13 protein-coding genes and 1 pseudogene are annotated in these 15,631 nt (G+C 36.3%); 7 read left to right on the top strand and 7 right to left on the bottom strand.

Annotated features, from left to right (window positions below; translation table 11 throughout):
- The first annotated feature begins 2 nt into the window (after positions 1-2).
- Positions 3-275: a cell division topological specificity factor MinE gene (gene minE / locus I9192_RS04525; RefSeq protein ID WP_004722763.1), complete on the top strand. Its 273-nt coding sequence runs from the start codon at positions 3-5 to the stop codon at positions 273-275.
- A gap of 221 nt (positions 276-496) precedes the next feature.
- Positions 497-784, top strand: coding sequence for a PA4642 family protein (locus tag I9192_RS04520; protein ID WP_004828024.1), 288 nt, complete (start codon positions 497-499; stop codon positions 782-784).
- A 368-nt stretch (positions 785-1,152) separates the two neighbouring features.
- Here the strand turns inward: I9192_RS04520 and I9192_RS04515 are convergent, their stop codons facing one another.
- A complete protein-coding gene (locus I9192_RS04515; RefSeq protein WP_004828022.1) occupies positions 1,153-2,757 on the bottom strand; it encodes an isocitrate lyase in 1,605 nt (534 codons plus the stop codon).
- Positions 2,758-3,392: 635 nt separating this feature from the next.
- On the opposite strand from I9192_RS04515, the gene I9192_RS04510 reads away from it, so the two are divergent.
- From I9192_RS04510 to I9192_RS04500, 3 genes are all read left to right on the top strand, one after another.
- Positions 3,393-4,382 carry a LysR family transcriptional regulator gene (locus I9192_RS04510; RefSeq protein ID WP_004722769.1) on the top strand — a complete coding sequence of 330 codons (990 nt, stop codon included), beginning with the start codon at positions 3,393-3,395 and terminating at the stop codon, positions 4,380-4,382.
- A 143-nt stretch (positions 4,383-4,525) separates the two neighbouring features.
- Positions 4,526-5,857 (top strand): hemolysin family protein, encoded by a 1,332-nt coding sequence (locus I9192_RS04505; protein WP_004828019.1) that lies wholly within the window; start codon positions 4,526-4,528, stop codon positions 5,855-5,857.
- 388 nt (positions 5,858-6,245) lie between these two features.
- The gene (locus I9192_RS04500; RefSeq protein ID WP_005030857.1) at positions 6,246-7,586 is read left to right on the top strand and encodes a CitMHS family transporter; all 1,341 of its coding nucleotides are present in this window, start codon (positions 6,246-6,248) and stop codon (positions 7,584-7,586) included.
- A gap of 206 nt (positions 7,587-7,792) precedes the next feature.
- On the opposite strand, the gene I9192_RS04495 is transcribed toward I9192_RS04500, so the two are convergent.
- The 5 genes from I9192_RS04495 to I9192_RS04475 form a co-directional block, all read right to left on the bottom strand.
- Positions 7,793-9,577: a cholesterol oxidase substrate-binding domain-containing protein gene (locus I9192_RS04495; protein ID WP_228129511.1), complete on the bottom strand. Its 1,785-nt coding sequence runs from the start codon at positions 9,575-9,577 to the stop codon at positions 7,793-7,795.
- A gap of 464 nt (positions 9,578-10,041) precedes the next feature.
- Entirely contained in the window at positions 10,042-10,794 is a 753-nt protein-coding gene (tatC, locus tag I9192_RS04490) for a twin-arginine translocase subunit TatC (RefSeq protein WP_005030859.1), read from the bottom strand.
- A gap of 15 nt (positions 10,795-10,809) precedes the next feature.
- The gene (locus I9192_RS04485; protein ID WP_005030860.1) at positions 10,810-11,184 is read right to left on the bottom strand and encodes a twin arginine-targeting protein translocase TatB; all 375 of its coding nucleotides are present in this window, start codon (positions 11,182-11,184) and stop codon (positions 10,810-10,812) included.
- A gap of 20 nt (positions 11,185-11,204) precedes the next feature.
- Positions 11,205-11,369, bottom strand: coding sequence for a twin-arginine translocase TatA/TatE family subunit (gene tatA, locus I9192_RS04480; RefSeq protein ID WP_004828008.1), 165 nt, complete (start codon positions 11,367-11,369; stop codon positions 11,205-11,207).
- A gap of 163 nt (positions 11,370-11,532) precedes the next feature.
- On the bottom strand, positions 11,533-12,033 hold the full coding sequence (locus I9192_RS04475) for a hypothetical protein (protein WP_004828006.1): 501 nt from the start codon (positions 12,031-12,033) through the stop codon (positions 11,533-11,535).
- A 961-nt stretch (positions 12,034-12,994) separates the two neighbouring features.
- Between I9192_RS04475 and I9192_RS04470 the strand changes: the two genes are divergently transcribed.
- Complete coding sequence (locus I9192_RS04470) at positions 12,995-14,005, top strand: zinc-binding alcohol dehydrogenase family protein (protein ID WP_200150146.1); 1,011 nt, start codon at positions 12,995-12,997, stop codon at positions 14,003-14,005.
- Between the two features lie 122 nt (positions 14,006-14,127).
- Here the strand turns inward: I9192_RS04470 and I9192_RS04465 are convergent, their stop codons facing one another.
- Entirely contained in the window at positions 14,128-15,120 is a 993-nt protein-coding gene (locus I9192_RS04465) for an NAD(P)H-quinone oxidoreductase (protein ID WP_004828002.1), read from the bottom strand.
- A gap of 273 nt (positions 15,121-15,393) precedes the next feature.
- Between I9192_RS04465 and I9192_RS04460 the strand changes: the two are divergent.
- A pseudogene (locus I9192_RS04460) lies at positions 15,394-15,591 on the top strand (long-chain fatty acid transporter); the annotation flags it as partial.
- Between the last annotated feature and the right edge of the window lie 40 nt (positions 15,592-15,631).

The following is a 15,631-nucleotide window of genomic DNA, read 5'->3' as shown; positions in this document are numbered from 1 at the left end:
AAATGGCAGGATTTTGGAGTAAACTTTTTAGCAACGATGACAAACCATCTAGCGCCCAAACTGCTAAAGATCGCTTAAAAGTTATTGTTGCTTCTGAAAATGGTTTGGGCAAACGCCTGAGCCAAGACAAGATTGATCAAATGAAAAAAGAAATCATGCAAGTGGTCAATCGTTATGTACGTGGTGTGGATGAACAGCATATTCAAATGCAAGTTCGTTCAGAAGCCAACATTGAAATGTTGGAAATGAATATCAATTTACCTGAAGAACGATAATTTCATTATTGATTAGTCAAGTGAATTGATTCAGGGCAAAATATGTCGCGGAGTTAGAAAAGCATCGCTTTTACTCTTGCTAGATATTTTGCCCTTTTATTTTAGATTTTATTCAGCTAAATATTGTATTTATCCGTATTAGCGTAAATATCAATAGCTTTTATATAATGCTGCAAACTAAGATAAACAATTAGATTTAGATTTTTTGAGGAGATGCTGTTATGGCACTTTCACAGCCAGCAACGTTCAATGAAGAATGGTCAGACGAGCGTGTATTTGCCTATTTAGATCAACTTCCTCCTGAAGGAATCAACACAGATTTCCATGTGTTGTATCATGCTTTTAAGCATATGCGTCCTTTTGATTATGAACGCTTATTGACTAAGTTTGTCGCTGATGGTCGTGACATTAATGCAACCAATCCCGAAGGTCAGCGTATTCATGACGTGATTGCTGAATACCCGCGTCAAAAAGAAGGTTTCTTAGAAGTATTGGCAAAGTTTGCTTAAACATTCAAAAGGAATAATGACGAACTTTTAAAAAGTTTAGACTTATTTGATACAAACGCTCGATGAATATCATCGGGTGTTTTTTTATGAATAGTAAAGCTAGAGCAACGCATATATGATTGTGTACTAATTTTTTGTATTAGATATAAATATTGACGATCACCAAACATCAAAGATTTTAGGATTAATGCTAGGTGACTTTTTTGTGACCTTATTCTCCCTCTCATGAAGATCCATTGTTGAAGTTAAAACATAGAGTTATTCAAAATAATCACCAGTTTACTTCACAAATACACCTTGAAAGATATAACTTATCATTAACCAAAAAAAACCCAGCTTACGCTGGGTTCTTCGAATCAAGTCAGTGCTTAGTGAGCAGCGAATTGGTTCATTGTGTTTTTAGCATCGTCATGCGCTTTAAGTGCATTGTCACCAGAGAAGATTTCTTTGTGATCATCACCGATGTCTGAACCAGCCATTGCTTGGTGTTTAACACAAGCAATACCACCGCGGATTTCTTTACGCTGTACGCCAGCAACATAAGCCAACATACCTTCAGAACCGAAGTAACCTTGTGCAAGCTCATGAGTTGAAAGCGCAGCAGTGTGGTAAGTCGGAAGTGTGATCAAGTGATGGAATACACCTGCTTCACGAGAAGCATCTGCTTGGAAAGTACGGATTTTTGCATCAGCATCAGCAGCTAATTCAGTGTTATCGTACTCAGCGCTCATTAATTTAGCACGGTCGTAAGCAGAAACATCTTTACCTTCAGCAACCCAACGATCGTAAGCTTGTTGACGGAAGTTTAAAGTCCAGTTGAATGATGGGCTGTTGTTATAAACAAGCTTCGCATTTGGAACTGTTTCACGTACACGGTTAACCATGTGAGCGATTTCTTCAACGTTTGGAGTTGCAGTTTCGATCCAAAGAAGGTCAGCACCATTTTGTAAGCTAGACACACAGTCAAGTACAACACGGTCAATTTGAGTACCTTCACGGAATTGATATAAGCCAGAAGCTAAACGCTTAGGACGGTGTAATTTACCATCACGTTTGATCAAGATTTCATCTTCTTGAGCATCAGCAATATCAATTTCTTGAGTATCTAAGTAGCTGATATATTGAGAAGCAATGTCACCTGGCTCTTTAACCACTGGGATTTTTTGAGTCAAGTCAGCGCCTTCAGAGTCAGTACGTGCAACGATGATACCGTCATCAAGACCCATTTCTAAGAATGCATAACGTAATGCATGGATTTTAGCGATGAAGTCTTCGTGTGGAACTGTTACTTTACCAGCTTGGTGACCACATTGTTTCGCATCAGATACTTGGTTTTCGATTTGAAGGGCACAAGCACCAGCTTCAATCATTTTACGCGCAAGTAAATAAGTTGCTTCTTCGTTACCGAAACCAGCATCGATGTCCGCAATAATTGGCACAACGTGAGTTTGGAAACCATCGATTTGAGCAGTAATTTCAGCAGCTTTTGCAGTATCACCTGCTTCTTGAGCTTTTTTAAGCGCACGGAATAAATCGTTTAATTCTTTCGCATCAGCTTGACGTAAGAATGTATAGATTTCTTCGATCAATGCAGGTACAGAAGTTTTTTCGTGCATAGATTGGTCAGGAAGAGGACCGAATTCTGAACGAAGTGCAGCAACCATCCAACCAGAAAGGTAGATGTAACGTTTGCTTGTTGTACCGAAATATTTTTTGTTCGCGATCATTTTTTGTTGCGCGATGAAACCATGCCAGCAACCTAATGATTGAGTATATTTGCTAGAATCTGCATCATATTCAGCCATATCACGACGCATGATCGCAGCTGTGTATTTAGCGATATCTAAACCAGTTTTGAATTGGTTTTGCATCTGCATACGAGCAGCATCTTCTGGGCTAATATCGCGCCATGTGCTTCCGAATTTTGCTTTTAATTCACGGATTGCATCAATCGCTGTTTGGTATGTAGTCATGATATGTTCCTGTAATAATATTAGGATTTCATCAATCGAAGAGCCAAATCCACTCGGTATTTGATTGTTCAGATTTAGAACACTTCGTTGTTATGAAGTTAGCTTAGATTGAGTGCCTAAATTAATCCAATATTTTGAGTTAATTTTCAGTATTTATTTAAAAAATATATAGATCAAAGTCGTATTATAATTATGTAAGAATTTTTTAAGCCTTTATTTTTTCTTTAATTTTAAATCATCTCAATCAAAGAACTTTGATTAATTATGCACCAGATTGCTCAATTTATATTTATTAGACTTAAGTCTGAACTTGTTAAAAATATACTTGAAGTTGTTTTTTTTGATGTAAAAATATACAAACACTGAACTTCTTATGCTTTAAATGAGTACCATATTTGCTGTTTGGAAGGCGCAAAGCTCATTGCAAAGTACACTTTCATATAGAATCTCAAACATGATGATTTGTATTTTTGAAAGTGTTTAACCTATCCAATACAATTACGCACAAAACTACCTTTAGAAATCTCATAATAAGTAGGGTCTGTTGTTGTTTTTTCATCTACTTTTTACACAAAAGCATTTCCTTATGGCATAATCCAATGTGATTTCTAAATTTTATTTTCGGTATTTTTTTTATGAATCTGGAGCGGGTCGATCTTAACCTCTTAATTTACCTTGACGTTCTTTTACGTGAAAAAAATGTGACTCGTGCAGCTGAACAGTTGGGTGTAACGCAACCAGCAATGAGTAATATTTTACGTCGTCTGCGTAATTTATTTAATGATCCTCTTTTGATTCGCTCATCAGAAGGTATGACACCAACAGAACGTGCACTAGAATTACAACCACGTATCCGTGATGCCCTCTCTGACTTATCGATGATTTTAGAACCACGTACTGAGTTTCGACCATATACCAGTAACCGTGTCTTTCGCATTATGACTTCAGACTATGCGGAGGCAACTTTAGTTCCTCGTTTAGTTAAAGCACTACGCTCAGAAGCCCCGAATGTGGTTCTTGACTTTCTTACGCCAAGTGACGTGTCTTACCGAGATATGGAACAAGGTAAAGTTGATTTAGCGATTAATCGCTTCAATGAAATTCCACAAAGCTTCCACCAAGTTTTAGTGTGGCGTGACAGCTTTTCTTGCCTACTTAATAACAAACATCCTGCTTCAAGCAACTTAAATCTTAAAAGCTATTTAGATGCACAGCATATTTGGGTTTCAAAAACGGGAATGGGTGTAGGATTTGGAGTAAACCCTGAAAAGCAAGCTGGATTAGGTTGGATTGATCAAGCCTTAGAACGTATTGGTCAAAAACGTAAAATTTCTGTGTTTACCCGCCATTATCAAATGCCAGCATTATTGGCATCGAATGTAGATTTGATTGCCACTTTGCCGACGCGTATTGCTCGCTTACAAGCGAAAAGCCAGAACTTATTAATCAAAGATCCTCCATTTTATATTCCTGAGTTTGAGTTAAAAATGGCATGGTGTCCTTTACTACATCATCACCCTGCTCATCGTTGGTTACGTCAACTGATTCTTTATGTTGCACGCCAAATGATTGAAGAAGAAAACCGTGAGTTCATGCAAAATAATTCACATTTTTCGCAATATTAAGATAAATTTCTTAAATTCTTATCATTTCAAGCTTATACTCATTCCAAATCGGTAGTGGATTTCTTCACTACCGCCCCTTTTTATGTGTTAATTTATTATGTATTCATAACTTCTCATAATAATGATGATCCACAGGTGGATTCGTGAGCCTCTTCCAGAATATCCTAATTATCGCAGTACTCATTGCAGGAGCTGGTTTTTTATCTTTAACTGAAATCGCACTTGCCGGTGCGCGTAAAGTTAAACTCAAAATTCTTGCCGAATCTGGCGATGAGCGAGCACAAAAAGTCTTAGACTTACAGCAAAACTCTGCCGATTTCTTTGCTGCCTCCCAAATCGGGTTAAATGCAGTCGCGATTCTAGGTGGTATTTTAGGTGAAGGCGCATTCCGCCCTTATTTCTTTGAATTTGTTTCTCGCTTTTATGTAGGTCCGTGGGCTGAAACCATCAGCTTTGCACTGTCCTTTACTTTAGTAACCTCGCTATTTATTCTTTTTGCAGACTTAATGCCAAAACGTATGGCAATGATTGCACCTGAAAAAATTGCAGTTGCAGTCATTAATCCAATTCAAGTTTTTATCGTCATCTGTAAACCTTTGGCTTGGTTTATCAATGCCGTTGCAAACCTATTGTTCCGCCTGTTCAAAGTGAATACCACCCGCGAAGACAACATCACTTTCGATGATATTTCAGCAGTGATGGATGCTGGTGCTCAAGCAGGCGTGCTACAAAAACAAGAACACCATTTTATTGAGAACGTGTTTGAGCTTGAAGAGCGTAATGTTCCCTCAAGTATGACACCACGTGAAAATGTGGTGTTTTTTACATTAAAAGAGCCAGAGGAAAGCATTCGTCAAAAGTTAGCGGAATATCCCTATTCAAAATTTTTAGTTTGTAATGAAACGATTGATCAAGTGATTGGCTATGTGGATGCTAAAGATATTTTAGTTCGCATTCTCAACAATCAAAAAATCAATCAATTAAACGAATCGACCATTCGTACTGTGTTGAGTATTCCAGACACGCTGACTCTTTCTGAATTGCTTGACCGTTTCCGATCAAGTAAAGAAAAGTTTGCTGTCGTGTTTAATGAATATGCATTGGTCGTCGGCGTGATTACCCTATCGGATATCATGATCACGGTAATGGGTGATTGGGTAACCCCAATGGACGAAGAGCAACAAATTATCAAACGGGATAATAATTCGTGGCTGATTGATGGAAGTACGCCCATTGAAGACATGAAGCATGCGCTAGAAATTGATGAAATGCCAGATGAAGAAAACTATGAAACTTTGGCAGGTTTTATGATGTACCAATTAAGAAAAATTCCTAAACCTGCAGATACTGTTATTTTTGGCGGCTATAAATTTGAAGTAGTCGATGTCGATCATTTTAAAATTGATCAGCTTTTGGTGACCCGCTTACTTGAAAGACCAGAACTACCAACATCTGAAGAAAACCCTTCTTCATAGCCATTTATTTACTACAAAAGCTCAGTTTCCTTACTGAGCTTTTACCAATAAAAGATTCCCTTTATCACAAAAGCTTTGCTCTTTTATGTTATTCCTATCACATTTATTCATAATATTTTGAAATATGAAAATTACCATGAATCCCCTATTCAAAAACAATATTAAAATAAAAATATATAAATCAATGCATTAAACTTTATAACCATTTTGGTGCAAAAATGAATGACGTTTTTAAATATCTGTTTTAAATACTCTATTTATTAAAAAAATAGTCACTCATTTAATATTTCTACAAATATATTTAAATTTAATCAAATAACTATTAGCATTCTTCTGCTTAAAAAACTAAAAGACTTCTGCAATAAAAGTCTCATTCAAGGATTGAACTATGCTAACCGTATTAGGTTTAGGCATGATTTTATGCTTTATGTATTTAATTATGTCTAGACGAATGACTGCACTTGCTGCGCTCACACTTATCCCAATTCTATTCGCACTCATCGCTTACGGTCTTGGCTTCTACGTGGACAGTCTAGGGCATATTGAAATCAAAGAACTTGGCGAAATGATGTTAGAGGGTGTTAAAAAGCTTGCCCCTACTGGCGTGATGCTATTATTCGCCATTCTCTACTTTGCCATCATGATCGATACAGGTCTGTTTGATCCTTCAGTCAAATTCATTTTAAGACTGGTTAAAGGCGACCCGTTAAAAGTCGTCATTGGGACAATTACTTTAACCTTAATTGTTTCTTTAGACGGTGATGGCTCAACCACCTACATGATCTGTGTAGCCGCAATGTTACCACTTTATAAACGATTGGGTATGAGCCCACTGATCATGGCATGTTTAATGATGCTTGCCAGCGGAATTATGAACCTAACTCCTTGGGGTGGTCCAACTGCTCGTGCTGCCAGTGCATTACATGTAGAAGCAAGTGATATCTTTGTCCCGATGGTCTTACCGATGTTAATTGCCATTCTATGGTTATACTTCGTTGGTTTTATGTATGGGCGTATGGAACGTAAGCGTTTAGGGATCATCGAACTTGATGTCAGTCATGGTGATGACATTCAGATTTCAACTAATCCTGAAGCAAACCGTGCACATTTAAGATGGTTCAATGGTTTATTAACCGTTGTATTAATGATCTGTTTAGTGAAAGGTGTTTTACCTTTACCCATTCTATTTATGATCGCACTTTGTATTGCACTGGTTGTGAACTACAAAGATATAGATATGCAAAAGTCTTTAGTCGCTCATCATGCAGGGAGTGCGCTAAACGTTGTCGGGATCATTTTCGCAGCAGGGATCTTTACGGGGATCTTAACAGGAACAGGCATGGTCGATGCCATGTCTAAAGAATTGGTGGCGATTATTCCACAGAGTATGGGTCCATTTTTAGCACCCATTACCGCTGTGATTAGTATGCCATTGACTTTCTTCATGTCGAATGATGCGTTCTACTATGGTGTACTGCCGATTCTTTCAGAAGCTGCAAGTCACTATGGAATTACACCAGTAGAAATGGCACGTGCTTCAATTGTGGGGCAGCCTGTACATTTACTCTCACCACTGGTTCCATCCACTTATTTATTATGTGGATTGGCTGGGATTGAATTTGGGCAACATCAAAAGTTCACCATTAAATGGGCGATTCTCACCTGTTTAGTCATGCTCGTTGCAGCAATGTTACTTGGCGTATTCCCGTTATATTCAACCATACATTAAACGTCATACATGAATTAAAAATGCACAAAAGCTGATATTAATATCGGCTTTTGTGCATTTAGTGGTATAAGCACATACCCAGCTTAAAAATATTCCTGACTTCTGGCGCTATTTACATAAATAGAAGTACTTGAATCAAACAAAATCGCCTAAAATTCATGAAAAATTGTATGTTTTTAGACTAAAAAAAGATAAATCATTTCAATCTATTTAAAAATTTTTTCAAGAAAAGGAGATACAAATAATCCTTTTGGATCATATCGTTTTAATACCTGCCCTGCGGATTGAATCGTTGAATCATTACTTTGACCATAGGCATGTACTTTAGGTAATTCATTTTCTAAGTAATTTACATTCTCCCATGCCTTGTCATAGGTATAAGCCCAACCTTTTGACCATTCAGGACGAACTAAACAATCTCCTTGATAATGCTGAGTCATCCATGATTCGATTTCAGCATAGAACCTTGCTGCAAAAGGCGTACCCGGTAAAGTTAATATATTAAACCAAACCGCACAGTCCCATTCTGGATGATCAGGACATGGCTTTATCGCAGATAGAGCGGCAGTTTGTGCATTGGCAAGTATTGAATCATCAGGATGATCCAATCCAGTAACACGAATCTCAACAGGTCCATTCACCGGGTAACGATTTATTCTTTGATATTGTTTTAAACGGATTTGATATTCTGAACAGAAATCAGCAATCACACGTTGCACATTCTCTCGACTAGTCAGTACAGCATAACCATTTGCAGTAACCCTTAAAGTTGTTGGTTTTACATAGAGTAAAGTGTTTTTAGAGGGTCCCCATAGATCAGATGTTTGGGTTGCAGCTAAACCATGCGTAAGGATCGTCGTAATACCTGAAAAAATTGTTCCTTGGAGCCCCAATGTCGCAATTTTTAACTGCATTTGCCCAAATGCAGGAGTTAAATAATGACTCTTCTGAATGACAATTTTTTGAATCAAATCTGTAAGCGGTTTAGGTAAATTATCTGAAAACCAAAAATTAAAAGGATGGAATGCAATACGAGATGTAAGTGGTCTACGTGGAGTCACTGACCAAACTTTCAGCCAAGGATAATCGGTAAACGGAAACCATATCGCTTCAACTCGACCGGACTGGTCAAGAAATTTAGAGAAAGTACGCCCAGCATCTTTATTGGGTGAAAATAACTCTAATTGGTGAATATCGGTAATACTTTCACAGCGTAAATATTGGTTTGCTCCTGTTTGCAATTGTACAGATAACACAAATGCACGACCAAGATTCACCAAGAAAGCCCGAATGTCTGGATTGTTCCGATAAAAAGTTTTTGCGACATATTTCTGCTGCTGTGCATCAAAGACAGCGACTGTCATTGAGACGACCAAATTACTGATCGAACCAAATGTTTGTCCTGCAACTAAAGTTTCTCCCTTGGCAGGCACACCCGTACCATGACCATTAATTGCCAAAACACCACCCAATGTTAAATCACCTGGTGCTGGTATTGAAACAAAGCCACGTCCATTGTCCTCCATGAACTTTAAGAGAGCCTCCATTTGAATTCCTGCTTCAGCAGTGACCACCCCATCAAACTCAATAGACATTCTATTGATATGAGTCGGCATATCGATCAGAATCACTTTCATGACTTGATCATGGTCATCTAGCATTAAAGGTGACCAATTATGCGACATACCTTTTGCCCGGACTTTATATCCATTTTCAGCAGCCCAATTGATCACCGCTAAAATCTCTTGTTGATTTTTGGGTACAGCAGTCCATGCATTTTCATATTTTGATTCACCCGACCAATTTTCATAGCGTTGCTTATGAAGGCGAATATAGGAGGGGAAATTATTTAATCGATCATGGTGCCCAAAAATCCAAGCCTCAGCGCTTTGAACAGGCATCCATGTAGTCACGGCACCAAATGCAGCAAGGCTTCCCATTGTTTTTAAAAAATCACGTTTTGCTGGATCGAAATCAACTTTCTTATTCATCATCATCACTCTTTTTCAAGGTTTATTTTTATCAATCAGCTGTAAATATGAAGATTTACAGACCAAATCAAAAGTTCGCACTAGGCGCAATTTAAATCATAAATATATGATATTTATAAATATTAAATAAATTACAAACAACGTTTTTAATCACGTTGAAGAATGTACAAGAACAAATGAAATCTATATTTAAATTTTGAAGTACCCTCCGCCTTTCAAAACTAAAAAGGGGCTTAATTGTGTTCATAAAATTTACTTGCTCAACATAATGTTATGAATTCAATCCCCACTGCGCATATATCAAATGGACTTGGTACTGTTTTGCTTGAATTAAAATCATATGATTTCCCTCATTTATTGAGTTTATTGTTAAATGGTTATCTTAAATTATTAAGAAAACCTTAATCTATCACGATTATTTTTCATTCGCAAAAAAATTATATAACAATACGATATTTTCTGATTTATTCAGTTTCTGTGTTACGAAATAAAATAAAAGAAATCAATAAACCAAGCTCAAATAAAAAATACATAAAGCAACCAGCAATTGCCATCGAAAGCATATCTGGCGGCGTGATAAACATGGCAATAAAGAAACAAAAAACAAAGATAAATGATCTTTTTTGTTTTAACACGTTTAAATCAATTAAATTAAAATATACAGCAAGTACAGTAATGAGCGGTAATTGAAAAACAATACCCAAAACGACAAAAAGCTTTATCGAAAACATTAGATACTGATTTATATCCGTCATGGGAAGAACAACATCTGGAGCAATACCCATAAAAAAACTTAACACCTTAGGTAAAATAAAGTAATACCCAATCAATATTCCTAAATAAAATAAAATGACGCTAGACATAAAAAACAGAGACAACACCCATCGTTCCTTTTTATGAAGTGCAGTATTTAAAAATGAATAAACCTTATAAAAAATAAAAGGCATTAATAAAATCAGCGTAATAAAAAAAACAAGCTTAAAGGGTGATAAGAATGTAGATGTTACATCGGTGGCAATCATATGTGCGGAAGGTGGCAACTTTAACTGTAGAGGTAAAGCTAGAAAACTATAAATTTTCGCTGAAAATGGCGCTAAGCTTAAAAAAATCATTAAAAAAAGAATAGACAGTTGAATGACAATTTTTCTTATTTCAATAAAATAGAGTAAAAACCCCTTTTCTTTTACGATTGGCTTTTCTGTAAGAACGTTATTCAAAACTTCTCCTCTTTTTTAAATCTTAAAACAGTTCCACAACATCAGATGCTCTAGGACAAATACTGTATTAAAAGGTGCTTTAAATTGAAAATGATCGATTGGATAATATTTTATATTTTCTTCCTTATCTTTATTTTCCATATAGTTTAAATATTCATATAATTTTTCCTCTAATTTTTTTATATTACCCATTTCATGTGTTAATTCACTTTTTAAATCATTCAAATCTAATTGCTTTTGAATAGATTGATGAAATTCACTTTTAAAATGACTTAATTTTCTTCTTGCTTGAATAATATAATTTATTGCTTCAGATGCTTTATTTGGTCCTAAAACAATCATTGCAACAATGATAAGTAAAATTAGCTCACTAAAACCAACATCGAACATAATTCTCCACCACGCTCAATTTATTTCAAATGTGTAGAGTCTTGGTCATCTTCTTTGATTGCTTTTCTAAAATCTTTGACTGCACCACCAACATCTTTTCCAAGATTCTTTAATTTGGCAGTACCAAAAATAACAAGGATAATGATTATAAATAAAGCAATATGTCCAATTGACATTCCCATCATTATTTTTATCTCTCAAATGTAGTTTTGTTAAAATAAGCAGTATAAAACAATTATTATTATTGACGAATATAAATTGTTAAACAATTGTTAAGATTTTCTTTATTTTTATATTTTCTAATCAGCAACAAAACCTTTGCTTGTGCTGATTAGCGCTTTTTATAATTCAAGGATGAATTAAGACATCGAGTAATGCTTGATAGTGGATTGAAATATCATCTTCTAAAATTTTATAAGCACTGTCGAATTGTACCATTGGCCAACCTTCTTTCCAGAATGGGAAAATATTGTGCAAATCATGTGTCACAATTGCATCTTCACGAACAATTGCCTGCGCGACTTGTGACAATACTTGCGCTGTTTCAGCACCATCAATCGCTAAATAATCAATGCCTTTGGCTTTTAAAATACGAACACGGTCTTTTTTGTAACGGATTTTCTTCGCTTGCGCTTCATTCAGATTTAGAGCCAATGTAACCGCTTCAACAAATTTATCTTCAAAGCTCTGGTTTAATGCAACCAATGCCTGTTTATGTGCTTCTTGTCGCCCTGCTTTTCCACCCTCACGAATGATTTTTTTTGCATCAACATTCAATTCATCCGATTTCATCGACTGAAGAATGTCTAAAATTTCAATATCACTTAATGATGCAGAAGAATCTGTCATGGGAGTCCTAAAACAAAAAATAAATAGAATCGCTATTTTCGCATAATTTTGAAATTAAATCAGAGATAATCTTAATTTCAGATCCATAGAAGATTGGCTTCAAAATATTCATCTCACAATCATTCTTAAACTGCCTCTATTTGCAATTTTTTCATTGTATAAACATATATTTAACCAGACACCTCTTCTACTATTGTTTTGCTTAGCCACCATCTGTGTACTTTTCGCAATTCTCTCAAGCATTCTTGTTTATATCCATTACATTAAAAGTAATGACAAAGCGGTGGTAAAATTTTAATCATATCTTCGCTTTATACCCTACTTTTACAGTTCATGAACTTTCTTCAATCTAGTTTTGATTTTTTGTGGTCGAATTTTTTATTAAAAATAACGTGAGTTCGATGCAATTAAATATTCAACTCATTGAAAAATAATAAATCTATGCAGATATTTGCTGGATTTTCATCCAATTTAAGGATGAGGAGCGGAGCTCCGCAAGCGCAACCATCAATAGCGTTTCATTTCTCTTGATCAATAAAATGAAAGCGATCAATAGATTGTTTGATGATCTAAAGCTTGCACTGCCACGCTTTAGTGCTAAAGTTTAAATTCTTTTGCGTAGGCGATGCCTCACTTTTCAGAGATGAAAAGTGACAAAAATCTTTCGTTGAGCGAGGGGTACATCCTCATACCCCCGCTCAACATGGCGACATCCATGTCGCCTCACGATCGCAAGACCATCAATGATTCAAAAAGTACAAAATAAATGAATCATCTAAATCACTTATATGAATAATCAGGCAGTTTGGCTATATCATCTTTCATCAAGGATTTTTATCGAACTCAGGTTAAAGATACTCATTTAAATTTAAAGGATAATCATCTACTCACAAATTTATGCTTTCATCTACGCTTTTTTTTTGCTATTGATTTGATAACGCAATAAAAAATAGTGAACCTCATGAAAGCTGTTGCCTATAAAAAACCTTTAGCAATTACTGAAACCCATGTTTTTTCCGAAATTGAAATTGATACCCCAGTCGCAACTGGTCACGACCTATTAATTGAAATCAAAGCGATTTCAATTAATCCTGTCGATATCAAAATGCGCCAACGCACCTCACCGGACAATGAAACATGGAAAATTTTGGGGCATGACGCAGTCGGGATTGTTAAAGCCATTGGTGACAAAGTTCAAAACTTTAAAGTTGGTGATGAAGTCTTTTATGCAGGCTCTAACCAAAGACAAGGTTCTTATGCAGAATATCAATTGGTAGATGAACGCATCGTAGGTTTAAAACCTCAATCCATTAGTAATGCCGAGGCTGCCGCTCTACCTTTAACGTCTTTAACCGCTTATGAAATGTTATTTGATCGTTTAAAAATTCAAGATACCAAACAAGAAAAGCCTATCATTTTAGTGATTGGCGCAGCAGGCGGTGTCGGATCAATTACCGTTCAACTGCTCAAAGTATTAACTGAATTTACTGTAATCGCCACTGCATCTCGACCAGAAACCAAAGCTTGGCTAAAAGAAATTGGCGCGGATTTTATCGTAGATCACAGTCAACCCTTGGAACAGCAAATTTTAGACCTCAATATTGGTTCACCGCATTATGTATTTTCAATCAATGGCACTGGACGTTATACACAGGCAATTGCCAATTTAATTGCACCACAGGGGCATTTTGGTTTGATTGATGACCCTGAGAACTTTGTTATTAATCCTTTTAAAATCAAATCTGTGTCTATTCATTGGGAGTCAATGTTCACTCGTTCTACATTTCAGACCAAAGATATGACACGACAAGGTGACATTCTCAATAAAATTTCCAAATTAATTGATGACCATAGGATTAAAACGACGTTGGGACAAAACTTGGGCACAATCAAAGTAAAGCATGTAACTCAAGCACACAAGATGATTGAGTCGGGACAAAGCATTGGTAAAATCGTTTTGGAAGGTTTTTAATTTTTCTGAATCACGCTGATTTTTATTGATCGCTTAAATCTATATGCAAGGATTTAAGCGATATTAATCAACTACTTTTAAATCATCAAAGAGACTAAAATGATGATACTCATCATAAAGTTTTAAATGACTTCTACGACAACTTTACCAATATGCTCACCCGTATCCATTGATGCATGAGCAGCTTGAATTTGATCAAATTGAAATGTTTTATAAATCATCGGTAAACATTCACCTTTCTCCCAAAGTGGAGCAACATGTGTCATTAAGCCTTGCGCAATTTCAGCTTTTTCAGCTGTATTGCGTGCGCGCATCGTCGATCCTGTAATGGTGAGGCGTTTCATCATGATTTGTCCCAATTTGACCTCTTTAGCTTTAGCACCACCGAGAAAAGCGATATAGACCAAACGTCCATCTTTTCGGAGCAAGTTTAAATTTTGCTCCAGATAAGGAGCTCCGACCATATCAAGAATAATATCAACTCCTGCATTTTCAGTCTTTTCGAGAATCACTTTTTCAAAATCTTCGGTTTTATAGTTGATCGCATCCGTTAAATGCCCAATCGCTTCGACTTTTTCATCAGAACCAACGGTCGCAAAGCTTTTCAAACCTAAAGATTGCGCTAACATTAAGGCAGTCGTACCAATACCACTTGCCCCACCGTGTACCAAAAGTGTTTCACCTGCTTTGGCATGTGCCATTTGAAACACATTCGCCCATACGGTAAAGAAGGTCTCAGGTATTGCCGCAGCTTGAACAAAGCTCACCGTATCAGGAATCGTAATGGTTTGAGATTCTGGTACAACACAATACTCTGCATAGCCACCACCATTGGTCAGTCCGCAGACCTTATCTCCAAGTTTAAATAAGCTTACATCTTCACCTATCGCAACGACCTCACCAGCAACTTCTAGTCCTGGCACTGGTGTAACCCCTTTGGGCATTGGATATAAGCCTTGTCTTTGTAAAATATCTGGGCGATTAATCCCAAAAGCATAAACCTTTACCAAGACTTCATCTGCTTTAGGTTGCGGAACTGCCACATCTTCATATGCGAGTTTCTCTACACCGCCCGGCGCTGTAATAATGATCTGTTGCATAGACTTTGTAGACATATTTTTCTTTCCTAGTTCGTGAATTTAATGCTCTCGATATTTGAACATAAACCATCAAATCTGCAAATATTTCTCCACCAAGGTCTACAAAGATCATCATTGAAACTTATTAGAGAAAATAAAAATACTTTTTATCAAAAATTTATCATTTAGTACTTGATTCAAACTCTAATTTTGATATGTTCAAACTAATCATAATGAATATGATTAAGCATTAATCAATAAAGCGCCATAAAAATAATTTCAAAGTATATTGTCAAGGAGACGATAAATATGCGAATCAATAAAGTACTCATCGCAATGATGTCTATTTATCTTCCAAGCTCTGCACTGTACGCAGCAGCTCTAGATAGATCAGGACAGTCTATGTCAGCATTTTTACAGCCAGGTAATTATTTTGAAGCAGGTATCTCTGTTTTAGATCCCACTGTAGAAGGACGTGAAGCGGACACATCGGAAAGTCGTCGACATAAGAGGTGGTCCCACTTGTTTGAACAACTAAAAGCTTATT

Origin of the sequence: Acinetobacter bereziniae, assembly GCF_016576965.1 — a bacterium.
Classification (GTDB): domain Bacteria; phylum Pseudomonadota; class Gammaproteobacteria; order Pseudomonadales; family Moraxellaceae; genus Acinetobacter; species Acinetobacter bereziniae.
Note: the sequence above shows the minus strand (reverse complement) of the source record. Positions and strands in the feature narration are given on the sequence as shown.

Coding starts and splice junctions, on each gene's coding strand:
- minE (WP_004722763.1), top strand. CDS start 3: ATGGCAGGATTTTGGAGTAAACTTTTTAGCAACGATGACAAACCATCT.
- I9192_RS04520 (WP_004828024.1), top strand. CDS start 497: ATGGCACTTTCACAGCCAGCAACGTTCAATGAAGAATGGTCAGACGAG.
- I9192_RS04515 (WP_004828022.1), bottom strand. CDS start 2,757: ATGACTACATACCAAACAGCGATTGATGCAATCCGTGAATTAAAAGCA.
- I9192_RS04510 (WP_004722769.1), top strand. CDS start 3,393: ATGAATCTGGAGCGGGTCGATCTTAACCTCTTAATTTACCTTGACGTT.
- I9192_RS04500 (WP_005030857.1), top strand. CDS start 6,246: ATGCTAACCGTATTAGGTTTAGGCATGATTTTATGCTTTATGTATTTA.
- I9192_RS04495 (WP_228129511.1), bottom strand. CDS start 9,577: ATGAATAAGAAAGTTGATTTCGATCCAGCAAAACGTGATTTTTTAAAA.
- I9192_RS04485 (WP_005030860.1), bottom strand. CDS start 11,184: ATGTTCGATGTTGGTTTTAGTGAGCTAATTTTACTTATCATTGTTGCA.
- tatA (WP_004828008.1), bottom strand. CDS start 11,369: ATGATGGGAATGTCAATTGGACATATTGCTTTATTTATAATCATTATC.
- I9192_RS04475 (WP_004828006.1), bottom strand. CDS start 12,033: ATGACAGATTCTTCTGCATCATTAAGTGATATTGAAATTTTAGACATT.
- I9192_RS04470 (WP_200150146.1), top strand. CDS start 12,995: ATGAAAGCTGTTGCCTATAAAAAACCTTTAGCAATTACTGAAACCCAT.
- I9192_RS04465 (WP_004828002.1), bottom strand. CDS start 15,120: ATGTCTACAAAGTCTATGCAACAGATCATTATTACAGCGCCGGGCGGT.